20 protein-coding genes are annotated in these 21492 nt (G+C 72.1%); 11 read left to right on the forward strand and 9 right to left on the reverse strand.

Features of this window, described 5'->3' with window-relative positions; genetic code table 11:
- Positions 1-12: 12 nt before the first annotated feature.
- Positions 13-672, reverse strand: coding sequence for a PH domain-containing protein (locus M4D54_RS08165; protein WP_259890932.1), 660 nt, complete (start codon positions 670-672; stop codon positions 13-15).
- 157 nt (positions 673-829) lie between these two features.
- Here M4D54_RS08165 and M4D54_RS08170 point away from each other — a divergent pair, with 157 nt between their 5' ends.
- The gene (locus M4D54_RS08170; RefSeq protein WP_259890933.1) at positions 830-2524 is read left to right on the forward strand and encodes an ABC transporter family substrate-binding protein; all 1695 of its coding nucleotides are present in this window, start codon (positions 830-832) and stop codon (positions 2522-2524) included.
- A gap of 3 nt (positions 2525-2527) precedes the next feature.
- Here M4D54_RS08170 and M4D54_RS08175 read toward each other — a convergent pair whose 3' ends face one another.
- Positions 2528-3805: a molybdopterin molybdotransferase MoeA gene (locus tag M4D54_RS08175; protein WP_259890934.1), complete on the reverse strand. Its 1278-nt coding sequence runs from the start codon at positions 3803-3805 to the stop codon at positions 2528-2530.
- 42 nt (positions 3806-3847) lie between these two features.
- Here M4D54_RS08175 and M4D54_RS08180 point away from each other — a divergent pair, with 42 nt between their 5' ends.
- Genes M4D54_RS08180 through M4D54_RS08210 form a run of 7 tightly spaced genes read left to right on the forward strand, consistent with a single transcriptional unit; the run spans position 3848 to position 10496 of the window.
- A complete protein-coding gene (locus tag M4D54_RS08180; protein WP_193865562.1) occupies positions 3848-4834 on the forward strand; it encodes an NADP-dependent oxidoreductase in 987 nt (328 codons plus the stop codon).
- Positions 4835-4873: 39 nt separating this feature from the next.
- A complete protein-coding gene (locus M4D54_RS08185; RefSeq protein WP_259890935.1) occupies positions 4874-6322 on the forward strand; it encodes a class I SAM-dependent methyltransferase in 1449 nt (482 codons plus the stop codon).
- Positions 6319-7026 (forward strand): DUF4129 domain-containing protein, encoded by a 708-nt coding sequence (locus M4D54_RS08190; RefSeq protein WP_259890936.1) that lies wholly within the window; start codon positions 6319-6321, stop codon positions 7024-7026. The genes M4D54_RS08185 and M4D54_RS08190 overlap by 4 nt, the downstream gene beginning before the upstream one ends.
- Complete coding sequence (locus M4D54_RS08195) at positions 7023-7598, forward strand: hypothetical protein (RefSeq protein ID WP_259890937.1); 576 nt, start codon at positions 7023-7025, stop codon at positions 7596-7598. The genes M4D54_RS08190 and M4D54_RS08195 overlap by 4 nt, the downstream gene beginning before the upstream one ends.
- On the forward strand, positions 7595-8605 hold the full coding sequence (locus M4D54_RS08200; RefSeq protein WP_396121481.1) for an AAA family ATPase: 1011 nt from the start codon (positions 7595-7597) through the stop codon (positions 8603-8605). Before M4D54_RS08195 ends, M4D54_RS08200 begins: the two co-directional genes overlap by 4 nt.
- On the forward strand, positions 8602-9948 hold the full coding sequence (locus M4D54_RS08205) for a DUF58 domain-containing protein (RefSeq protein ID WP_259890938.1): 1347 nt from the start codon (positions 8602-8604) through the stop codon (positions 9946-9948). Before M4D54_RS08200 ends, M4D54_RS08205 begins: the two co-directional genes overlap by 4 nt.
- A complete protein-coding gene (locus tag M4D54_RS08210) occupies positions 9948-10496 on the forward strand; it encodes a hypothetical protein (protein ID WP_259890939.1) in 549 nt (182 codons plus the stop codon). The genes M4D54_RS08205 and M4D54_RS08210 overlap by 1 nt, the downstream gene beginning before the upstream one ends.
- Before the next feature lie 25 nt (positions 10497-10521).
- Here M4D54_RS08210 and M4D54_RS08215 read toward each other — a convergent pair whose 3' ends face one another.
- On the reverse strand, positions 10522-10809 hold the full coding sequence (locus M4D54_RS08215; RefSeq protein ID WP_259890940.1) for a sulfatase-like hydrolase/transferase: 288 nt from the start codon (positions 10807-10809) through the stop codon (positions 10522-10524).
- Between the two features lie 90 nt (positions 10810-10899).
- On the opposite strand from M4D54_RS08215, the gene msrA reads away from it, so the two are divergent.
- A complete protein-coding gene (gene msrA, locus M4D54_RS08220; protein WP_259890941.1) occupies positions 10900-11598 on the forward strand; it encodes a peptide-methionine (S)-S-oxide reductase MsrA in 699 nt (232 codons plus the stop codon).
- A 122-nt stretch (positions 11599-11720) separates the two neighbouring features.
- On the opposite strand, the gene M4D54_RS08225 is transcribed toward msrA, so the two are convergent.
- Complete coding sequence (locus M4D54_RS08225) at positions 11721-12605, reverse strand: hypothetical protein (RefSeq protein WP_193865569.1); 885 nt, start codon at positions 12603-12605, stop codon at positions 11721-11723.
- A gap of 144 nt (positions 12606-12749) precedes the next feature.
- Between M4D54_RS08225 and M4D54_RS08230 the strand changes: the two genes are divergently transcribed.
- A complete protein-coding gene (locus tag M4D54_RS08230) occupies positions 12750-14186 on the forward strand; it encodes a DUF2079 domain-containing protein (RefSeq protein ID WP_259890942.1) in 1437 nt (478 codons plus the stop codon).
- Between the two features lie 32 nt (positions 14187-14218).
- Here the strand turns inward: M4D54_RS08230 and M4D54_RS08235 are convergent, their stop codons facing one another.
- The 5 genes from M4D54_RS08235 to M4D54_RS08255 form a co-directional block, all read right to left on the reverse strand.
- Positions 14219-15031 (reverse strand): hypothetical protein, encoded by an 813-nt coding sequence (locus M4D54_RS08235; RefSeq protein WP_259890943.1) that lies wholly within the window; start codon positions 15029-15031, stop codon positions 14219-14221.
- Between the two features lie 97 nt (positions 15032-15128).
- Positions 15129-16523, reverse strand: coding sequence for an alpha/beta hydrolase (locus M4D54_RS08240; RefSeq protein ID WP_259890944.1), 1395 nt, complete (start codon positions 16521-16523; stop codon positions 15129-15131).
- Complete coding sequence (locus M4D54_RS08245; RefSeq protein WP_259890945.1) at positions 16520-17188, reverse strand: DinB family protein; 669 nt, start codon at positions 17186-17188, stop codon at positions 16520-16522. Before M4D54_RS08245 ends, M4D54_RS08240 begins: the two co-directional genes overlap by 4 nt.
- A complete protein-coding gene (locus M4D54_RS08250; protein WP_259890946.1) occupies positions 17185-19395 on the reverse strand; it encodes a prolyl oligopeptidase family protein in 2211 nt (736 codons plus the stop codon). The genes M4D54_RS08245 and M4D54_RS08250 overlap by 4 nt, the downstream gene beginning before the upstream one ends.
- Complete coding sequence (locus tag M4D54_RS08255; RefSeq protein WP_259890947.1) at positions 19392-19991, reverse strand: hypothetical protein; 600 nt, start codon at positions 19989-19991, stop codon at positions 19392-19394. Before M4D54_RS08255 ends, M4D54_RS08250 begins: the two co-directional genes overlap by 4 nt.
- Before the next feature lie 332 nt (positions 19992-20323).
- Between M4D54_RS08255 and M4D54_RS08260 the strand changes: the two genes are divergently transcribed.
- Positions 20324-21295 carry an Abi family protein gene (locus M4D54_RS08260; protein WP_259890948.1) on the forward strand — a complete coding sequence of 324 codons (972 nt, stop codon included), beginning with the start codon at positions 20324-20326 and terminating at the stop codon, positions 21293-21295.
- Positions 21296-21492 lie beyond the last annotated feature (197 nt).

The following is a 21492-nucleotide window of genomic DNA, read 5'->3' on the forward strand; positions in this document are numbered from 1 at the left end:
GCCCTTCCTGTCTCAGCCGAGGGAGCCTGCCATCAGTCTCGCCGCGAAGAGCGCCGCGCAGATGCCGACCACGGCGATCACGAGCACGTTCGGGCTGGTCCCGGTGTGCCCGGAGGGATCGGGATCGCCCTGACGATCGAGCCAGGCGGACCAGCGCTGCCGCACCACGTAGGCTCGACTGGACTGCTGGTCCGCGAGGAGGCGCGCATCGGGCCCCATGCGCGGGGCCCGGAAGCCGCGGTGGTGGTTCGCCTGCTGGAACGACTGCTCGCGGCGCAGCGGGTTGTCCCGGCGCAGTGCGGGTGCGTTCCAGGCCGTCACCGTCTGCGGGCCGCGCTTCTCGTCCACGACGTCGAACCGCAGCATGGCCCCCAAGCGCACATCGGTGATGGTCGAGAACGGCAGATGGTGGGTGACCACCACGTTGCGCACCTCGACCGAGTCCTCGTGCAGCACCACCCGCGGCGCCCACAGCAGGGCCCACACCACCGCCATCACCAGGGCCGGCAGGGGCAGCACCCACAGCGCCTCGGCACCGCGTCGCAGCAGTGCCTCCGCTGACAGCACGACCACCAGGGCGGCCACCATGATGGTGATGATGCTGGCCCCGTGGGGGCGCAGCATGACGGTGCCCCCGGGATCGACGGGGATCTGGGAACCGGAGCGAGCCACGGCCCCACGGTAGCGGAGGGCGGGGACGCGACCCCGCGGCAGGCGGAATGCCCGCGGAGGGAACCGCCGACCTGCCGCACCGATGCGAGCACTCCGGCACAATGTGCCCATGGGCCATGAAGGACGTCACCGCGGAGCCGCAGCCGACCGTGGACGGATGCACCCGGGTCGCCCTCCCCTTCCCCGCCGCTCCTTCCTCGCCGGGATCAGCACCGGTGCCGCTGGGATCGCCCTTGCCGCCTGCACCGGCGACTCCCCGACACCGCAGGGCCCCTCCGTCGATGACGGTGTGCCGGCTCTTCCCGATGTGGACATGGATCGAGCAGACCACGCCGGCGTGCCCGACGGGGGAACACTGCGCCTTGCGGTGCCGCGGCTGCCGGAGAACTGGAACTCGCATCATCGGGCCGGTGCCGTCTCCGAGCTGGACCTGCTGCGCGCACCCCTGGGGCTGGGGGCGGAGATCACCGCGCAGGGCACGGACCCCCATCCTGACTACATCGAGAGCGCCCAGGTCACCGCGGAGCAGCCGCAGACGGTCAGCTTCCGCTACAACCCCGCGGCGGTCTGGGAGGACGGCAGTCCCATCACCGTCGCCGATCTCATCTCCCGCTGGAGAGCGAACAACGGCAGCGATCCGCAGTTCGAGGTGGCCAGCACCGTGGGCTGGGACCAGATCCACTCCATCGAGCAGACCGATGACGAGTTCACCGGGCAGATCGTGTTCACCTCGCCCTTCGCGGACTGGGTCACCGTGCTGCACCCGGATGTGCCCGCCTCCGTGACCTCGACCCCGCAGACCTTCAACCGGGCCCACGCCTCCACGCCCACGCCGTCGCGGGGCCCGTTCCGCGTCGACTCGATCGATGAGGCCTCCGGTGTGGTGACGATGGTGCGCAACGAGAACTGGTGGGGCAGGGCGCCGAGGCTCGAGCGGATCGTCGTCTCAGCACTGGACTCCTCCCAGGCGCCCCAGGCCTTCGTCTCCGGGCATCTCGACGTCCTCGAGGTCTCCACAGCCCAGGAACTCGAGCTGGTGCGTGGGCGCCGGGACGCGACGATCCGCCGCGCGGGCGGCACGTCCTGGACGCACCTGACGATGAACGTGGAGGGGCCCGAGGCGCGACTGGCCGATCCGGTGGTGCGGGAGGCCATTGCTCGCGGCATCGACCGCGAGGCGATCGCTCGCGCCGCCCTGCAGCCGCTGGGCGCGCCTGTGGTGCTGATGGACAACCTGGTGCACCTGCCCGGGCATGACGGCTACGAGGACTCCTTCGGCTCCCTCACGCACGATCCCGAGGCCGCTGCATCGCTGCTGGAGGAGGCCGGGTGGCGATTGGAGGGGCAGCGCCGGGTGCGGGACGGTGAGGCGCTGGCGATCGTGCTGGTGGTGCCCGCGCAGTCCCCGTCGCTCGCACAACGGGCCTCCCCGGTGCAGGCGGATCTGTCCGGGCTGGGGTTCGAGGTCGAGGTGCGCGAGGTCCCCGCCGAGACGTTCTTCGCCGAGCATCTGGCCCAGGGGGCGTTCGACGTGACGACGTTCGCGTGGGCCGCGACCCGGTTCCCGGGCACGTCGACGGCCGCGATCGCCTATCCGCTGGATTCCGGTCAGAACTTCACCGGGATGGCCGATGAGCGCATCGGACCGGTGCTGGAGGAGACGGCGGCCGCCCAGGAGCTGTCCGAGCGGACGCGCCTGGCCAACGAGTTCTCCACGATCCTGGCGGAGACGTTCACGGTGATCCCGCTGTTCGTGATGCCGGAGGTGTGGGCGGTGCGCGAGGGCGTGCTGAACCTGGGGCCGTCGACCGTGGAGCGCATGGACTGGACCGCGGTGGGTCTGCGCCGCTGACGCTCAGAGGGGCAGTGCGAGCACGGCAGCGCCGAGATCCCCCGCGGTGGCACCCGCACGGCTCGCGGCTCCAGCGGCATCGCCCGCGGCGCCATCGGCATCGCCCGCGGGTTCGCGCAGCACCAGTGCCTCTGCCCGGGCATAGGGCGTCAGCCGTCTGCCGGGCAGCACGTCCACGAGCAGCCGTCCGTCCTCGGCGAGCCGCCAGATGCCGGGCTGGACCAGCAGCGCACGGCGGCCCCGTCGGCCCCGGAACACACCGGGATCCTCACCCAGCTCCACGCGGATCGGCTCGGCATCCACGCCGGGCAGCAGCTGTCGCACGAACAAGTGGTACCCCACCAGTGCCCCCACGGGAGTGCCGGGCAGATGGATCACGGGCGTGCCGCCGGGCAGTCGACCGCGGCCCTGGGGGCCACCGGGGCGCAGCGCCAGGTGCACCAGCTCGGAGGTCCCCGCTCCCTGCCGCCCCAGTGCTGCGCGCACCACGTCGAAGGCACCCTGGCCGATCCCACCGGTGGTGATCACCAGATCGCAGTCGGGCTCGATCTCGCGCAGCAGTGCACGCAGGGATGCGGGGTCGTCCCCGGTGTGCCAGGTGCGGGCGCGGGCACCGTCGGCCTCCAGTGCGCTGACGAGCATCAGGCCGTTCGACTCGCGCACCATGCCCGGGGCGGGGCCGCCGGTGGCGGCCAGCTCGTCGCCGGTGACCACGACACCCACCCGCACCGGCGTCAGCACCGGGAGGGTCGCGAGGCCTAGGGACCGCGCCACCCCGATCAGCCCCGCCCCCACCAGGCGTCCCGCTCCGGCCAGCAGATCCCCGCGCTCGGCCTCTTCGCCACGGGCGCGGATGTGCCGCTGCGGGGGTGGCAGCTGCTCCAGGGTGATGGTGACGCTGCCCGGCGCAGCCCCGAAGGGGTCCGCGTCCGTGGCCTCGACCTCCACCACGGCATCGGCTCCGGCGGGAACGGGGGCTCCGGTCATGATGCGCATGGCCACGCCTGCCGGCAGCTCGGGGGTGGCACCCGGGCGGGCAGGCAGGTCGGCGGCCACCGGCAGACGGGTGCTGCCGGGCGCGTCCAGATCCGCCCGGCGCACCGCGAAGCCGTCCATCGCCGACAGCGGCACCGTCGGGACGTCCTCCGGGCTGGTGACCGGGCCGGCCAGCACCCGGCCCCGCGCCTCGGTGAGCGGCACGTCCTGGACACCGGGGGCCAGCAAGACCTGTGCGCGCAGCGTGGCACGCCAGGTCCAGACGTCGATCGAGTGTCCGCTCATCGCTCCATCATGCACCGGGGCGGGTGGGTGCATGATGGTGGTATGCGCGCGATCACCTACGACCGGTTCGGCAGCCCCGACGTCCTCACCCTGGTCACCGACGCCCCGCAGCCCGAGCCGGCCGAGGGCGAGGTGCTCGTGCAGGTCACCCACGTGGGCCTCAATCCCCTGGACCACAAGATCCGCGATGGCTCCTCGCGCCTCGCCTCCCTGGTGGAGCTGCCGGCCGGCACCGGTCGCGAGATGGCCGGCACCGTGATCGGCGGCGGGCCGGATCTGGACGACTACGAGCTGGGGTCGCGCGGGCTCGCACCCGGCACCCGCGTTTTCGGGATGCGCCCGCCCGGGGACCTGAGAGGCACGGCCTGCGAGATCATCGCGATCGCGGCGGATGCCCTCTCCCCCGTCCCCACCGAGGTGGAGGCGGAGGACCTGCCGCGCTGGGCGGGTCTGGCGCTGGTGGGGCTGACCGCCATCGCCGCAGTGGACGACGCAGCAGAGGTGTCCGCTGGGCAGACGGTGCTGATCCACGGCGGCACCGGCGGCGTGGGCCAGATGCTGATCCCGATGGCGCTCGAGGCGGGCGCAGCCACGGTGTGGGCCACCGGCCGCGCGGCCAACGCCGAGCGCATCCGGGAGCTGGGCGGTGAGCCCATCGCGTACGACGAGGCGGACTGGCAGCAGGAGATCGACCGCGCCACCGGCGGCCGCGGGGTGGACGTGGTGCTGGACACCCACTACGACTCCACCTTCCTTCCCAGCCTGGACCACGTGGCACCCGGGGGCCGGGTGGTGCCGCTGCCCACCCTCGCGGATCTCACCCCGGCACGGGAGCGGGGCATCACCGCCGTGATCCCCGAGATCACGGTGACCCGGCAGCGCCTCGACCGACTGGTCATCGGACTGCGGGAGGGCCACTACCGACTGGAGGTGTCCCAGGTGCTTCCGCTGGAGCAGATCGCCCGCGCCCACGAACTGCTGGCGGACGGCCACACCCGCGGCAAGATCGTGCTGGACCTGAACGCCTGATGCCCCCTCGCCCGGCCGCGGGCCGGTAGGGTCGCTCTCATGCCTGCGCCCTCCGCGAACGATGCCGACGCGCAGGCCGATGACGCCGTGCGGGCACTGGAGCCGTTGCTGCGCCCCGAGGGGTGGACGCTGCTGAACACCCTGCCCCCGTACCGGGAGAAGGACGCCCTGCGCCTGGGCGCCACGCTGCGCGAGGCCGGGCACGACCCCGCCCTGGTCTCCGCCGCGCTCACCCAGTCCCGGCTGCGCGCCCGCGCCACCGAGAAGTTCGGGGAGTTCGCCGCCTCGATGCTCTTCACCCCGCACGGTCTGGAGCAGGCGACCCGGCTGCCGGTGGCAGCCCTGCACGCCGAGCGCTTCGCGAAGGCCGGGGTGGGCTCCGTGGCCGATCTGGGCTGCGGGATCGGCGGGGACTCGATGGCCCTGGCCGGCCTGGGCATGGACGTGCTGGCCGTGGACCGCGATCCGGCCACGGTGGCCGTGGCCACCGTGAACCTGCGCCCCTTCCCCAACGCACGGGTGCAGCTGGGCCGCGCCGAGGGCCACGACCCCACGCAGACCGAGGGCATCTGGCTGGATCCCGCTCGGCGAGCCGTCTCCGGTCGCGGCACCCGGCGCCTGCACGACCCGGAGGAGTACGAGCCGCCGCTGTCGGCCGTGATCGAGCTGGCCGCCCGGCTGGGGAGCCTGCACGGCGGCACAGAGCTCGAGGGGCCCTGCGCACCGAGCGGCGACGGGGGATCGCGCGTGCGCTTCGGCGCTCTGGGCGCGAAGCTCGGACCCGCGATCGACCGGGAGCTGCTGCCGGCCGGCACCGAGACCCAATGGCTGTCCTGGCACGGCCAGGTGCTGGAGGCCACCTGCTGGTTCGGGCCCTTGGCCACGCCCGGCACCCCCACCAGCGCTCTGGTGGTGGACCGCGACGGTGCGCACCTGCTCACGGCGCGCAGTCATGGCACCGGACCGAACGTCGACGAGAGCGACGAGAGCGTCAGCCCGCCCGCGTTCACGGGTGCGGGCGATCGCGCCGACAGCGGCGAGGTGCCCGGGGATCCGCAGCCCGGCCCGTTGGGCGACCACCTCTACGAGCCCGACGGAGCGGTGATCCGGGCCGGCCTCATCGGCCGCCTGGCCCGAGACCTCGATGCGCACACCCTGGATCCCACGATCGCGTACCTGACCGGCGACGTGCGCACCACCACCCCCTTCGCGCGCGGGTACGCGGTGCGGGACGTGATGCCGTTCAGCCTCAAGCGCCTCACCTCGTACCTCAAGGAGCACCGCCTGGGGGTGCTGGAGATCAAGAAGCGCGGTACCGCCGTGGAGCCCGAGGAGCTGCGGCGCAGGCTGCGGCCGCGCCGCTTCGGCGAGGAGTCCGCGACCCTGGTCCTCACCCGCATCGCCGGGGAGCAGATGGTGGTGGTCACCTCCCCGCACGGGCATTCGCCGGCAGGCGGGACGGGATCGCCGGCGGGAGGGGCACAGTGACGGCCCAGAGCTCCCCGCACCGCATGCTGGCCCTGCTGCTGCTCCTGCTGTCCCTGGGCGGGATCGGCCTGATCTCCCTGGGTGCCGCCGCCGACAGGGGCGAGATGGGCGTCTTCGTGGGTGAGCGCGAGCGGGATCTCGAGACCGTCCCCGCCGCGCGCGAGCCCTACGAGGAGGCCGACTGGGAGACCTACGAAGCACCCATCCCGCCCGAGCAGCGCCGCGACAATCCCCTGGGCCTGATCCTCGGCGTCGCCGCGGTGGTGCTGCTGCTCTCGGTGCTCGCGATCTGGGTGCTCATGCGCATGCGGGCCCTCGCACAGCCACCGCTCGATGTGGCTGGGGAGGACGCCGAGGAGCTCACCGTGGGCCAGGCCCGCGCCGCCCTCCAGGAGGCGCAGGAGCACCTGTCCACCGTGGTCGATGCGCAGAGCGCGGTGATCGCGGCCTGGCTGACACTGGAGCGGACCATCGCTGCCGTGGGCATCCGCCGGCACCCCTCGCAGACCACCCGGGAGTACGTGGTCGACGTCCTCAGCGGACTCGAGCTCGACAGGTCCTCGCTGGACTCCTTCGCTCACCTCTACCGCCGGGCCCTGTTCGACCCCTCCCCTCTCACCGAGCCCGACCGTGACCAGGCGCTCGAGCTGCTGCGCGCGCTGAGAGCGGATCTGGACCGGGCCGTGGGGCAGGGGCGACGATGAGCAGGCGGACCGCTGCCGCCGGGCAGCCGGGCAGGAGCGCCCCTCCCCCACGCCGGATGCTGAAGGACGCGCTGCCGCTGCTGGTGCGGCTGGCCGCCTGCCTGCTGCTCGCGGCCGCGGTGATCGCCGTCAGCGCCACCTTCGGCCTGCGGGTCTCCTGGCCCATCCCCCTGGCTCTGGGGCTGGCCCTGGGCACGGTGCTGTGGATCGTGGACCGAGGAGCGGACCGCGCCGAACAGCTGCACCCGCCGCAGCTGGACCTGGATGCCGACTACGCCCTCCCCCACGCCCAGGACATGCGCGTGCGCAGGCTGGAGGACGCGATCTACGGCGCACAGCCCAGCCGTCGCATGACCGCCCGCACCCTGGGCCAGGTGCTCGGCGAGGTCGCCGACGAGCGCGCCCTCGACCCCGACGCCCCCGTTCTGAGCTCGAACCTGTCGCAGCTGATCGAACGCTCCCGTACCCCTGCCGCCCCCGAGGGCTCCGTGCCCGCCGTCAGCCCCATCGACCGCCGCACCCTGCACCGCTATCTCCATGAGCTCGCCGCGCGCGAGGAGAGGGACCGATGACCCAGCACCAGAACCCGTCCGACTCCCACGGGACCGTCATGTCCGTCCCCGAGGCCTCACGTGTCGCCACCGAGGTGCTCGATGCGGTCGAGACCGCCGTGGTCGGCAAGCGAGACGCCCTGGAACTGGTGCTGGCAGGCATCCTCGCCGGCGGCCACGTGCTGCTCGAGGATCTCCCAGGACTGGGCAAGACCCTCGCCGCGCGCTCCTTCGCCCAGGCGCTGGGACTGCCCTTCACCCGCGCTCAGTTCACCCCTGACCTGCTGCCGGCCGACCTCACCGGTGCCGAGGTCTTCGACCAGCGCACCGGCGAGTTCGTGTTCCGGCCGGGGCCGGTGTTCACCGGTCTGCTGCTGGCCGACGAGATCAACCGCACCCCTCCGAAGACCCAGTCGGCCCTGCTGGAGGCGATGCAGGAGCGGCAGGTCTCCGTCGAGGGCACCACGCGCAGACTCCCGCAGCCCTTCCACGTGCTGGCCACCGCCAACCCCGTCGAGCACGAGGGCACCTATCCCCTGCCGGAGGCCCAGCTGGACCGCTTCCTGCTGCGCCTGTCCTTCGGTTACCCGAGCCCGGAGCAGGAATGGGACGTGGTCGCGCGTCGCATCCGCCGCCGCCAGGAGGAGCAGTCTGTGCAGCAGGTGCTCGACGCCGAAGGCCTGCTCAGCGCGCAGCAGGCCGTGGAGACCGTGCACGTGGAGGACACCGTGGGCCACTACGCAGTGGAACTCGTGACCGCCACCCGCGATCACTCCCACGCGCTGGTGGGGGCATCCCCGCGAGGCACCCTGGCGCTGATCACATGCGCCCGGGCACTGGCGGTGATCCGCGGCCGCGACTACGTGGTCCCCGAGGACGTCAAGGCCCTCGCACATCCGGCACTGGACCACCGGGTGACGGTCAAGCCCGAGCTGTGGCTGCAGAACGCCACCGGCGCCGGCGTGGTCGAGGCCGCCCTGCACTCGGTCGCCGTGCCCGCCGCTGAGGACGACCAGGTCCGCACGTGAGCTGCTCCCCCACGGCCCCACCCGCAGGGCGGCCGATCCGCACCAGGCCCTCGGCGGCGCTGATCCGCGCTGCCGTGGTGGGATGCGGAGCCGTGGCCCTCGCCGTGATCCTGGGACGCCCGCACCTGGTGCTGGCGGGCCTGCCGCTGCTGGTATGGGCCCTGATCGCCACGGCCCGACGCATCTCACGCGACGAGGCACTCGGCATCGAGCGCCCCACGATCCGGCTGGGCCGGGCGGTGATCGAGGAGGGCGCCACCACGGCGGCCACGGTGAGCGCTTCGCCGGGCGTCCTGACCGCCACCACCGTTCCCCTGCGCCCCCACGCCGACATGCATCCCCGGTACGGCTCGGTGGTGGGTGACGGCGAGACAAGGCTGCGGCTGACGGCCCACCGCTGGGGCCGCGTGGACGTGGGGCCGACGCACGTGCTCCTGGCCGACTCCCTGGGGGCGTTCCGGGCCCAGCTGACGCTGCCCTCGCAGTCGCTGCAGGTGGTGCCGGGCTCCACGGTGCTGGATGCCCCCGTCGGCGTTCCCACCCCGATCGGCGTCAGCGGCGTGCACCTGTCCAGCCGCCGCGGCGACGGCACGGCCCTGTCGGAGGTGCGGCAGTTCCGCACGGGCGACAGGCTCCACCGCATCAACTGGCGGGTCACCAACCGCACCGGGACGCTCCACACCAACGCCACCTTCACCGAGCAGGACACCGACGTGCTGGTGGTCACCGACACCACGGCCGATGTGCGGCCGGCGCCGTGGGCCGGCGACGACGCCCCCACCAGTCTGGACATGACCATCCGTGCGACCTCGGCGGTGGCCCGCCACTACCTGACGGCCGGGGACCGCGTGGCCCTGTTCGACCTGGGCCATCTGATCGGCCCCGTGCCCGCCGGCACCGGGCCGCGCCAGTCGCGGGTGCTCACCGACGCCCTGTCCCGCGCCATGCGGGAGGACGGCCTGACCAAGCCCTCGCGGCGACTGCGCTCAGTGCGCACCGGGACCCTCACCGTGGTGTGCTCACCGCTTCTGGCCCCCACCACCATCACCCAGATCGGCGAGCTGGTGGCGCAGGGCGCGGACGTGATCGTGGTGGACACCCTGCCGCCGAGCATCGGTGACGTCTCCGTGCTGCGCGGAAGGCCCGTCAGGGTCAACGACGCCTCCTCCGAGCGGTTCTGGCCCGAGGCATGGGCTCTGCGCCGCATGCTGCGCGAACGCACGGTGCGGGAGCTGCGCGAGGCCGGGGTGCCGGTGACCGCCTGGGAAGGGCCGTCGTCGCTCGCGCCGGTGCTGCTGTCACTGTCGCAGGCCCGATCCGCACCGCGGATGAGGAGGTCCTGATGCGTCTGGGCCATCTGGTGGATCCGATCGCCCGGCAGCTGCTGGAACTGCGCACCGTGAGCCCCTCGCAGCTCCTGCTGCGCGCGGCGGGAGTCGTGACCACGGTGGCAGCGCTGCTGCTGGCCGCCCCCGGGCCGCTCGGTTCGAACCTGGCCGCGATCATCGCGGCCCTGGCCGTGGCCTGCGGCCTGCTGGTCCAGGTGCTGCTGCCCGACTCCGACCTCGGCGTGCTGCCGCCCCTGGCCATCATGCTGCTGCTGGTGGGGCAGAGCGATCCGGGAGTGCTCCGCGCGGCAGGGATCGGGCTCGCACTGCTGCTGGCCCACATGGCGTTCGCCATCGCAGCGACGGGCCCCGCGCACGGCCTGCACTCCGCCGCCGCTTGGGCCCTGGTGGGGAAGGGAGCGCTGACGGTCCTGGCCGGAAGTGCCGTGGCCGGGCTGCTCGTGGTGGCGCTGATGGGGGTGGACCTGGGGCCGTGGATGGTCGTGCCGGGGGTCCTCGCACTGATCGCCCTGCTGACCGTGGTGCTGCCCCGGGCCGACTGAACGGCCGGTGACCGGCCGGTCCCCCTCAGCCCCCGCGCACCGCGTCGCTGGCTCCCGGAGCGCCCAGGCCGTCGCCGTAGAAGTGGATCAGCTTGCGGGTGCGGGTGCAGATCAAGTTGGTGCAGTACAGCGCGTCCAGCCGCGCCCCCTCCTGCGCGATGCGGTCCAGGTGCGGGGTGGAGTTGATCCGGCCCGAGTAGGCGCTGACCGCGTGAGCGGCGTGGTCGTCGGTGAGGATGAAGACGATGTTCGGACGGGGGGAGGACGCATCGGAGGCCATGGTGACCATCGCTCGATCACGGGACCGGTCCATCACGGGGATCGATGTCGAATTTTCGGCTGATCGCGTAGACGTGGCACCGGCCACGGCGCAGCCCCTGCACAGCGGCGTACGGTGGGTCGCATGTGGCAGATGATGGACCTGCTGTACGGGCACAAGAAGCAGATGGTCGCACCCGAAAACGCGCTCCCGGGCCGCGACCGGTACCCCTACGCGCTCGAGCGAGAGCACCTGGTGCTGGGCACCGACATGCTGGGGCCCGACTCCCCCGTCGATCCGCGGCCATGGCCCATCGGTAGCGAGGAGATCATCCTGGCCGGCGGCTGCTTCTGGGGCATCGAGCGGATCGCCTGGCAGATCCCCGGGGTCCACACCACCTCCGCGGGGTACGCGGGCGGGTACACCCCGCACCCCACGTACGAGGAGGTGTTCTCGGCCCGCACGGGGCACGCCGAGTCAGTGCGGGTCATCTACACCGGTGGGGACGACACCCTGCGGGCCCTGCTCACCGAGTTCTGGCAGCAGCACGATCCCACCACCGCGAACCGCCAGGGCAACGACGTGGGCACCGAGTACCGCAGCGCCGTGTACTGGACCACCCCCGCCCAGGGCGAGATCGTGCGCACGAGCGCCGAGCAGTACCAGGAGGCGCTCACCGAAGCGGGACGCGGCCGGATCTCCACGGAACTGTCCCCGCTGTCGGAGGCGGGCTGCGGCGCCTACTTCACCGCCGAGCCCGAGCACCAGCAGTACCTCGCGAAGAACCCCTACGGGTACTGCAACCACGGGTTCAACGGCGTGGCCTGCAGCATCGGGGCCTGAGAGCGAACAACGGGCGGGGCGCGTCCCCCGACACGCCCCGCCCGAGGCCTCCCGCTCGCAGGCTCTCGCCCGCACCCCTGACGTTCATGCGGCACACCACCGGCCGGTGCACCGCGCGGTTCTCAGACCGCCTGCTCCGATTCCCGCTGCACGGTGACCTCCGCGGCTCGGGGCCAGCGGAAGCCCGGTGAGGACAGCGCGTCGATCGCCGCCTCCAGTGCCTCGTCGTCCGCCTCGCCGTTCTCGTCGGTGAAGGGCTCGTCCTCCACCATCACGCTGAGCATAGAAAGCACGCCGTCGCCGATCTGCAGCTCGAGCCGGTGGGCTATGCCGTCGCGCTCGAAGGCCCCGGTGACCGCCCAGGTCTGCTGGTGCGGCACCGCCAGGTGCCGGGGATCCTCCACCACCAGCTGCACGTCGCTGCTGGGGAAGCCGAGGTCCTGGGTGCGTGCATCGGCGAGCTGCTCGCGCAGCGCGGCGGCCCCGGGCAGGTCCTCCCCTGCCTCCGGGGCCTCCAGCAGCAGGGCCACCAGCTCGCGCACCGGCTCCGGCAGCTCCTGCGGCTCGGGCTCCCCGAAGACGTCCTCGGCGGCCACCCACCCACCGCTGCTGGGCGTCAGTGCGTACAGGGCGGCGGTGGACAGCGCATTGAGCGCCGCCATCAGCGGCCGCGGCCGCTCCACTCCGAGACCGCGCAGCACGTCCACGATCCGGCCGTCCACGTGCTCGGTCAGGTCCATGAGGCCCAGAGTCATCCCCCCGGCCAGCAGGCCGTCCCGGGCGGGGTCGATGATCGGCTCGTCCTCATGCGCGAGATCAGCCATCAGCACACCGCAGCCGCCGGCGACGACGAGGCGGTACGCAGCTCGTTGCCGCGGCCCCAGCTCCCGTGGCTCGATCAGGGTCAGCGCACCGGTGACCCCGGCCGCGATCAGTATGCGGGTACGGCGGGAGCGGAGCGGGCCAGGCAGATCGGGACCGGGGCCGAGGACCGTGAAGGACGTCATGGACGCACCGTAGACGCGCCAGACCGTGCCGGTCGTCGACCTCAGGTCGTATCCACCCAGACGAAGGTCTACCCGTCGTCGACGCAGCCCTGCCCGCGCGCTCGTGAACTGGGCGACCCCCGCGCACCCGTATACCCTCACTGCGTGCCTGAAGCGACCGTGCGCCCCGCCGGGCCCTCCTCTGCCCGGCTCGAGGCCGACGCCCCCACCCGGTGGGCACGCCGATTGGTGCCATCCCTGCTGGCGGTGCTGGCCGCGCTCGCCTACGGGCTGCTGGGCACCCAGCAGTGGCGCAACCTGGTGTCCCTCTCCTGGGACCTGGGTATCTTCACCCAGCTGGCCCGGGCCTACGGCGAGCTGGGCGCGCCCATCGTGCCGATCAAGGGCGATGACGTGAACCTGCTGGGCGACCACTTCCACCCGATCCTGGTGGCGCTGGCACCGGTGTGGTGGGTGTGGCCCTCCGGCGAGGCGCTGCTGTGGACCCAGGCCCTGCTGCTGGGAGTATCGGCGATCCCCCTGACCCGGGTGGCGATCGACCGCCTGGGCCCCGCGCTGGGGTCCCTCGCGGGCGCTGCCTACGCGTTCTCCTTCGGGCTGCAGGCCGCAGCCGATGTGCAGTTCCACGAGATCGCCTTCGCCGTGCCCCTGCTGGCGTTCTCCCTGACCGCCCTGCTGCGGGGGAGGATCGCCGCCAGCGCACTGTGGGCTGCACCGCTGGTGCTGGTCAAGGAGGACCTGGGGCTCACGGTCGCGATGCTGGGGGCGGTCGTCGCCCTGCGTCACGCCCCGTACCGCCGTGAGGGCCTGGGGCTTTTCAGCTGGGGGATCGGCTGGTTCGTGCTGTCCACCTTCGTGATCCTGCCGATGCTCAACACGGCCGGGCAGTACGACTACACCGACAATCTCGGCTCCCCGCTCGAGGTGCTCTGGCCGCCGGTGAAGTGGGTGACGGCGGGCATGCTCCTGCTGGCGGCCGGGGTGATCGGGGCGCGGTCCCCGCTGATCTGGATGATGGTGCCCACCCTGGCGTGGCGCTTCACCGGCACGGTGGAGTTCTACTGGGACTGGTACTGGCACTACAACGCGGTGCTGATCCCGATCGCGATGGCCGCACTGCTGGATGCGCTCGGGGATCGACGCAGTGATCGCGCCTCGGCCTGGCTGCGCACGGATGCGCCGCGTCCAGGCCGCACTGTGCGGGTGACGGCAGTGGCCGCCACGGCCGCGGTGACCCTGGTGCTGGGCTCCTCGATGCCGGTGATGGACCTCGTGCGGCCCGAGAAGTGGGCGCTCACCTGGCGGGCCGCCCCCGCCCAGGCCGCCCTCGATGCCGTGCCGGACGGCTCGGTGCTGGCCGTGGACATCACACTGCTCGCGCAGGCCGTCCCTGACCATGACGTGCAGTGGATGCACGGCCCGAACCAGCGGGTGCCGGACTGCGTCCTGGTGGACCGCTACGCGTTCTCCTGGGGCGGCTCGGTCCCGGCGGACCCGGCACACTGGGCGCAGGAACGCTGGGGCGCCGAGTACGCGACCGTCCTGGACGAAGGCGGTTTCGTCGTGGCCTGTCGCGGCTGAGCACCGTCGTCAGGTCACAGCCTCACTGGACATCACTCCTGGTCCTGACCGCCCCCGGAGTCTCCCGTGTCGTCGCTGCCCCCGGGATCCGTGGGGCTCGGTCCCTGCGGAGCGGGCTCCGGCTGCGACGGGGAGGCGGGATCCGACGGCTCACCGCTGCTCCCCCCGCCGCCGGGTGAGGTGGGGGACGTCTCCGCGGGTGTCGTCCCGGAGTCGCCGGGCGCTTCGGGCACACCGGGCGAGGTTTCCGCAGGCTCAGTGGGCGCAGGGCCTCCGCTGCCTTCGTCATCGGTGCCGTTGCTCGGGGCGGGACGGGTGAGGGTGCCGGGGCCGCGGTTGCTCGAGGTGCCGGAGGACCCGGTCCGGTGCCGGTCACCACCGTCGCTGCGATGCGGCTCCGTGGAGCCCGCGGAGCGCTGAGCACCTCTGTCGTCCGCGCCCTCATGCCGCTGACCGTCGACAGGGACAGCGGTCGCGGACTGCTCGGCGGTGGGTTCATCCATGGCCGGCTCTCCCGTCCCCCTCGGCCCTGCCGGCTCGGGACTGTCCGTCGGTGCGGCGTGGGAGCCCGCACCCTCGGCACTGGTGGGCTCGGGTTCGGCGGGCTCCGCAGTCGGCTCCTGCGCGGGGGTCGGCTCGGCCGGCACGCTGGGGGCCGGAGCGGTGTGGGCCGCGTCCTCCACTGCACCGGAACGACCGGAGAAGGGGCCCACCCCCGCTGCGCCCAGGGCAGCGGTGCCCACCCCGCCCATCAGCAGCACGGAGGCTGCGAGTAGCGCGATCCCGCCCCGGTGGCTGCGCACCAGCGGCGCGGCGCTGCGAATCCCGGTGGCTCGACGGCGCATGACGTTCCCCTCCGGCCCCGGCTCCGGGGCCCCGGCAGCAAGGGTATAGCGAGCTCTGTCCTGCGGGAACAGCCCGGTCGCGGATCACATGCCGGGGTCAGTCCAGGCGCACGCGTCGCGATCGTCGTGCCAGCGGATCCACCTGCGCCTGCTCGCGGCGCACCCGGGCCGATTCCAGTCGCAGTCTCCACGGGGAGAACCTCTCCGCGGCCATGGCCAGCTGCAGGCCCCGCTGGAGCACCTTGTTGACGGGGGTGCGAGGCAGCTCGGCCAGCTCGACGGCACGGTCCGGCAGCAGGTGCGCGGCCCCCGCCACGCTCCAGCGGGCGGCCACCTGCGCGATCTGCGAGTGCGAGTCCAGCACCGAGTGGCCCGTGCCCGGCAGCTCCAGCAGGCGCGCCCCGGGGATCCGCCGGGCGAGATCACGGGCGGTGCGCGGCGGCAGCAGCAGGTTCCGACCACCCGCGACCACCAGGGTGGGTGCGGTGATGCGGCCGGCGAGGTCGTGCAGGTCCAACGGCTCGCCCTCGAAGTCCGCGACGGCTCTTGCCTGCTCCGCGGGCAGCACCAGGGAGTCCATCGGCCGACCGTCGGCATGGCGACCGCTGCCCAGCTCGGTGTGGGCGATGGGGGCGACGAGGTCCAGCTCGCGCACGTAGGGGGTGGATTCCAGCCAGCGCTGGGCGAGCACCTGCCGGATGCTGTTCCAGGTGAGCTGGCCGCGGTCCATGGCCAGCAGGTCCACCAGGTCGCGCACGGCCTCCGGGCCGCCGTACTCGTGGACGGCCAGCACGATGGTGCCGGCGCGGTGACCGTCCACCACGCCGCCCTCCACCAGGCGGCGCAGCACCCGGGCGGTGGTGGCGGTGGCGGGGTCGTTGCCCTCCCAGTACATGTCCCGCAGGGCCTGCTGCCCGGCCAGTTCGTCGTCTGCCCCGGTGAGCGGGGAGTCCAGCACCAGCGAGTACACCCGCTCGGGATGCAGGGCGGCGAGAGCCTGCGCCAGGTAGGCGCCGTAGCCCGTGCCGTACACGGCGGCCTGCTGCACCCGGGCGTGGTCCAGCACCGCCACCAGGTCGCCGAGCACGTTCCGCAGCCGCATCGACTCCACCGGCAGATCCGCCCCGGTGGAGTCCAGGCGGGACAGGCCCACCCCGCGGTGCTCCATCATCAGCACGTCGACGCCGCGCGAGGCCAAGGAGCGGCGCAGGTTGTCGTAAGGGAGAACGGAGGCCATGCCGGGGCCGTCCGGGATCACCAGCAGCGGCACCTGGGCGCGGTCCGGCACCGTGCGGGCGCTGCCGGGGGCGCGTCGACGGGGCAGGCGCCGCGGGGTGGCCCGGGCGTAGCGCAGCGGGAACAACCGGTCATCGGCATCGTCGCCGTCGCTGATCTCCCGGTACACCGTCATCAGGTCGTTGCGTATGGTCAGCAGTTCGTCCTGGCCCGGGCGCTCGATGATCGAGTGGTTGTTGAGCAGTCGCACGGTCACTCCCCTGTCCGGCCGTCGATCAGTTCGGTGAGCACATCGAGGTGGCCGACGTGCCGGGCGGTCTCCTCGATCATGTGGGTCAGCACCCAGCGCAGGGTGCGGGGCTCGCCGGTTCCGCGCACCTCCTCGTGGAGGTCCCGCTGTGCGCGCTGCGCCAGGGACCCCTCACAGGCCTCGCGGTAGTCGGTGCGGGCCTCCTCCACGGAAGCACCGTCCTCGAGCCGGAACTCGGCATCGCGGTCGGGGTTCTCGGAGACGTCCATCCATCGGTATCCCACCTCCGACTCCGGCACCCCTCCCACCACCGCGCGGAACCAGTAGCGCTCCACATCGGCCAGGTGCCGCAGCAGCCCGGTCACGGTGGTGAGGGTCCCCAGCACCGGGCGGGCACCCTGCTCATCGGTCAGGCCTGCGGTCTTGACGAGCACCGTGGCTCGCAGGAAGGCGAGGAAGCCGTCGAGGGTGGCGGCCTCGTCACCGCGCAACGGCGGCTCGGGGCGGCCGTCCGCTTCGAGGCCCTCCTCGGCGTCTGTGCCGGAGGCCGGGTCGTCCTCGTCCTGCTGCTCGGCGGCCAGACGATCCATCAGGTCGTCGAAGGACTCGGGCTGCTCGGCCGGGGCTTGGTCACTGGGGGTGCCTGCAGCCGGGTGCACGGGGTCGCTCATGCGTCGTTCCTGCCGATGGTGCTCCACAGGAAGGCGTACATCAGCGCGTTCATCCGGGCGGCCTGCTCATTGGTGGCCGCGCCGCCATGACCGCCCTCGATGTTCTCCCAGGAGCGCACGTCGGCCCCCAGCGACTCCAGGGCGGCGGCGAACTTGCGGGCATGACCGGGATGGACGCGGTCGTCACGGGTGGAGGTGAGCAGGAAGGTGGGCGGGTACTCGGTGCCCTCGGCCAGCAGGTGGTACGGGCTGAAGGTGCGCACGAACTCCCAGTCCTCGGTATCCGGGTCCCCGTACTCGGCCATCCACGAGTTCCCGGCCAGCAGGTGGCTGTAGCGCTTCATGTCCAGCAGCGGCACCTGGATGATGACCGCCCCGAACAGCTCCGGGTACTGGGTGAGCATGTTGCCGGTGAGCAGGCCGCCGTTGGAGCCGCCCCGTACCGCGAGGTGCGCGGTGTCGGTGACGCCGCGCTCGATCAGGTCCTTGGCCACGGAGGAGAAGTCCTCGTAGGCGCGGTGGCGGTTCTGCTTCAGCGCCGCCTGGTGCCAGCGGGGCCCGTACTCGCCGCCGCCGCGGATGTTGGCCAGCACGTAGGTCCCTCCGCGCTCCAGCCATGCCTTGCCGATGGCGCCCAGGTAGGCGGGGGTCAGGGAGATCTCGAAGCCGCCGTAGCCGTACAGCAGGGTCGGCGAGGGACCTGCGGCCTCCTTCTCGTCCCCGGCGCGGCCGGCGCGGCCGATCTCGAAGTACGGGATGCGGGTGCCGTCGTCGCTGGTGGCGAAGTGCTGCGTGACCTCCAGTCCCTCCGCCTCGAAGCGGGCGGGGGTGGACTTGATCAGCTCCGGCTCGGTGGGCTCCCCGCCCTCGAGGAGGGGCGCGAGGTCGCCCAGCAACAGGCGGGTGGGCTCGATGAAGCCGGTGACCGTCACCCACACCTGGTCGTTCTCGTCGGGGTCCACCGCGGCCACCGCCAGGGAGCCGCTCAGCTCGGGGTACAGGTCGCGCCGCACCCAGGAGCCGTCGCCGTCGCGGGTGTGGACCTCGAGTCGGTGCACCACGTCCTCGAGGATCGACAGCACCACGGCGCTGCGGGTGATGGTCATGTCCGCCAGGGAGGTGGTCTCGGTGGGCTCGAACAGCATCGTCAGCTCCGGCTCCCCGGCACGGAACGCCGCGAAGTCGCCCACCACCAGGGAGCCGGCCGGGTAGACCGATCCTGCGACCTCCCAGTCGCTGCGCGGCGAGAACACTGCCAGGTCGCGGTGGGCGCTCGCCTCCAGGTTGCGGGGGACGTCGATCCTCTCCAGTGCCAGCGGGGACTGCTCGCGGTCCACCAGGTGCAGGGTGGTGTCGTAGAAGGCGTGCATCTGGACGATCCAGTCACGCTCCCAGCCGGGGGTGGAGTCGTGGGCGACGAACACGCTCATGTCGGTCTCGTCGGCCTCGAACACCAGCTCCGCCTCGGCCAGCGCCGTGCCGCGCTTCCACAGTCGTGCCTGGCGCGGGTACCCGGACAGGGTGGTGGTGCCCTCCCCGAAGTCGGTGGACACCCAGGTGGTGTCCTCGTCGATCCAGCTCAGGGAGCCCTTCGCGGCCGGGCGCACGAAGCCGCCGTCGGCCTCGGGGATGAAGGACCGGGTCTCCAGGTCGAACTCGCGGGTCACGTCGGCGTCGGAGCCGCCGTGGGACAGGCGCACCAGGGCCCGGCGGTACGGCTCGCCGCCGGCGGCGCCCTCGGGCCGCAGCAGGCTGGCGCCGTGCCACACCCAGTCCTCGCCCTCCTCCGCGTTGAGGGCGTCCACGTCCAGCAGCACGTCCCACTGGGGGTCATCGGTGCGGTAGGAGTCCAGGGTGGTGCGGCGCCAGAGCCCGCGCTCGTGGTCGGCGTCGGTCCAGAAGTTGTAAAGGAACTCGCCGCGTTTGGTGACGCCGGGAATGCGGTCCTTGGCATCGAGGATCTCGCGGATCTCCCGCTGCAGGGTCGCGGCCAGGGGTGCGCCCTCCGGGTCCGCGGGGTCGCGCACGGCGTCCAGCTCCTGCTCGGCCGCGGCGTTGCGCTCCCTCACCCAGGCCAGGGCATCGGCCCCCTCGACGTCCTCGAGCCACTGGTGGGGATCGCTGCTGCCGTCGGCGGCGGGCAGCAGGGGGCTGCCGGCGGCCTCGGGGCGGCTGGGGGCGGAGCTCTCGGGGCGGGCGGTGCTCATCGGTCGCGGTTCTCCTTGGTCCAGGTGGTGAAGTCGGTCAGGACGGCCCTCCAGGCGCCCTTCCAGGCGTCGCGGGCCTGGGCGCTCTCGATGCCCTTGTGCTCGATCGCGAGGGTGCTGCGGGGCGGACTGCCGGTGTCGCCGGCGCGGCCGGGCTTGGCGGTGACGTTGACGGAGAGCTTCGAACCGTCCTCGACATCGGCCCGCCAGTACCGCCACTTCTGCGAGTCGGTGAGGCGCCCCTCACCCAGCCCCAGCTCCTGCCTGCGCGGGGCGGTCATGAAGCGGTGCCACTGCTCGCGCACCTGGTCCATGCCGCCATCGACGGCGCGGGAGGCGGAGGCACCGAAATCACCCTCGCGGCTCTGGCCCACCACGCGACGGCCGATGTGCTGCTCGTAGGCGACGGTGAGGGACTGCGCCCACCACTCCCCCACGCCCCAGCGGTCCACCAGCATCCCGGCGATGGCAGCGTGGTCGAGCTCGCGGCCGCCGGCCTCGTCCAGACGCGTCACCCAGGTGGCGAACCCGGTCCCGGTGGCCCTCTCAATGGAAGCCGCGCGGGGGTGGCCCTGCGGCGCGGGCGTGGCAGTCATGGGCACCACCCTAGACGCCGGGCGGTGGGCCCGATCACGGCCGGGGACAGTGCGGGTGTCACAGCCAAGGCGCTGACAGGGGCTACGCCACCCCTCCGGTGGGAGGACGTACGCGGTACATTCCGGAAACCGTACAGGCTGCGTCCTGCCTCCCCGCCCACGGGCGGGCCGCTTGTGGGGAGGGCACAGAAATCAGGAGACCCGCGCGGGGTCTTGACGCGAGGTCGGCCCTGGCGGCTACCATAGGGGCATAAACACCGGCCCCTCTCTCGGCAACCGGCCTTGCGCCACATGTCGTGCATGGGCCGGTTTTCCTTTGGCACCATAGTGTGATGCGCTACTCCAAGCCCCACCTGCCTTACGACCAACAGGTTCGTCTCTTGGCCAGTCGCGGGCTGGACGTGGGCAGCGAGCGCGACGCGGTTCGCGCCTTGAAGCGCATCGGCTACTACCGCCTCTCGGCCTACACCTACCCGATGAGGGCCTTCACCACCGACGATGCTGGCAACGTGCACCGCTCGGATGACTTCGTGGCGGGCGCGTGCCTGTCGGATGCCTTGGCGCTCCACGATTTCGACCACCGGCTTCGACGTACCTTGCTGCCCGCCATCCAGTCACTGGAGGTCGCGCTTCGCACCAAGGTGGGCTACCACCTGGGGAAGCACGGACCCCTTGCCCACCTGGACCGCAGCGGCCTTAACCCCCAGCGATGCAATGCAGTATCGCGCGGACCCGACCATGTGGGGACGAAGTACGACACCTGGCGCAGCGAGTACGACTCCTTGCAACGTAAGGCAGACCGTGAGGATTACGTGGTCCACTTCGCCACCAAGTACGACGGTGAGGTGCCGGTGTGGGCCGCAACCGAGTTCATGACGATGGGCTGCCTGATCGGGCTCTATCGGATGATGCAGCCCCAGGACGCGCGGCGCATCGCGGGGGAGGTCGGGGTCAAGAATCCGCAGGTGTTGTTCGGCTGGCTGAAGGCCCTGAACGTGCTCCGCAACCACTGCGCTCACAACGCGCGCATCTGGAACAGGAGCACTGTTTACCCGCCGGACAAGATCAACAGCCGCATGGTGGGGCAGGAACTGCACCACCTCGTATCTGCCGACACCAACAAGGTCTACTTCCTGACGGCAGTCCTGGCCTACTTGCTGCGGCATGTCGATCCTGACTCGCGGTTCGCCAGCGATCTGCGGACGACCATGGGCAAGTTCCCCTCGGTGCTCGGATGGACGCCTGAGAACACAATGGGCTTCGTAGAGGGTTGGTTGACCGAGGCATTGTGGAGCATCCACTGACCCCCCTCCACAAGTCCGCTTGCGCTCGACCGTTGTCTATACGCCGTCGTCGCTCTATCCAAGATCGGACTGCACACAGGGATTGGTGGGGTGGGCCAGCCTGGCTACAGGCTAGGCGCATGAGAGCGACCAACCAGCAGACCCTGATCTGAAGCGCCCTGGGTTCCGTTCCGAGTCTCAGCAAGGAGAATCGGAGC

It is taken from the genome of Brachybacterium sp. p3-SID1565, assembly GCF_025143785.1.
Lineage (GTDB): Bacteria > Actinomycetota > Actinomycetes > Actinomycetales > Dermabacteraceae > Brachybacterium > Brachybacterium epidermidis.

Excerpts from the sequence above, each read along its gene's own strand:
- M4D54_RS08170 (WP_259890933.1), top strand. The coding sequence starts at position 830 with ATGCACCCGGGTCGCCCTCCCCTTCCCCGCCGCTCCTTCCTCGCCGGG.
- M4D54_RS08175 (WP_259890934.1), bottom strand. The coding sequence starts at position 3,805 with ATGAGCGGACACTCGATCGACGTCTGGACCTGGCGTGCCACGCTGCGC.
- M4D54_RS08180 (WP_193865562.1), top strand. The coding sequence starts at position 3,848 with ATGCGCGCGATCACCTACGACCGGTTCGGCAGCCCCGACGTCCTCACC.
- M4D54_RS08185 (WP_259890935.1), top strand. The coding sequence starts at position 4,874 with ATGCCTGCGCCCTCCGCGAACGATGCCGACGCGCAGGCCGATGACGCC.
- M4D54_RS08195 (WP_259890937.1), top strand. The coding sequence starts at position 7,023 with ATGAGCAGGCGGACCGCTGCCGCCGGGCAGCCGGGCAGGAGCGCCCCT.
- M4D54_RS08200 (WP_396121481.1), top strand. The coding sequence starts at position 7,595 with ATGACCCAGCACCAGAACCCGTCCGACTCCCACGGGACCGTCATGTCC.
- M4D54_RS08210 (WP_259890939.1), top strand. The coding sequence starts at position 9,948 with ATGCGTCTGGGCCATCTGGTGGATCCGATCGCCCGGCAGCTGCTGGAA.
- M4D54_RS08215 (WP_259890940.1), bottom strand. The coding sequence starts at position 10,809 with ATGGACCGGTCCCGTGATCGAGCGATGGTCACCATGGCCTCCGATGCG.
- msrA (WP_259890941.1), top strand. The coding sequence starts at position 10,900 with ATGTGGCAGATGATGGACCTGCTGTACGGGCACAAGAAGCAGATGGTC.
- M4D54_RS08225 (WP_193865569.1), bottom strand. The coding sequence starts at position 12,605 with ATGACGTCCTTCACGGTCCTCGGCCCCGGTCCCGATCTGCCTGGCCCG.
- M4D54_RS08235 (WP_259890943.1), bottom strand. The coding sequence starts at position 15,031 with ATGCGCCGTCGAGCCACCGGGATTCGCAGCGCCGCGCCGCTGGTGCGC.
- M4D54_RS08245 (WP_259890945.1), bottom strand. The coding sequence starts at position 17,188 with ATGAGCGACCCCGTGCACCCGGCTGCAGGCACCCCCAGTGACCAAGCC.
- M4D54_RS08250 (WP_259890946.1), bottom strand. The coding sequence starts at position 19,395 with ATGAGCACCGCCCGCCCCGAGAGCTCCGCCCCCAGCCGCCCCGAGGCC.
- M4D54_RS08255 (WP_259890947.1), bottom strand. The coding sequence starts at position 19,991 with ATGACTGCCACGCCCGCGCCGCAGGGCCACCCCCGCGCGGCTTCCATT.
- M4D54_RS08260 (WP_259890948.1), top strand. The coding sequence starts at position 20,324 with ATGCGCTACTCCAAGCCCCACCTGCCTTACGACCAACAGGTTCGTCTC.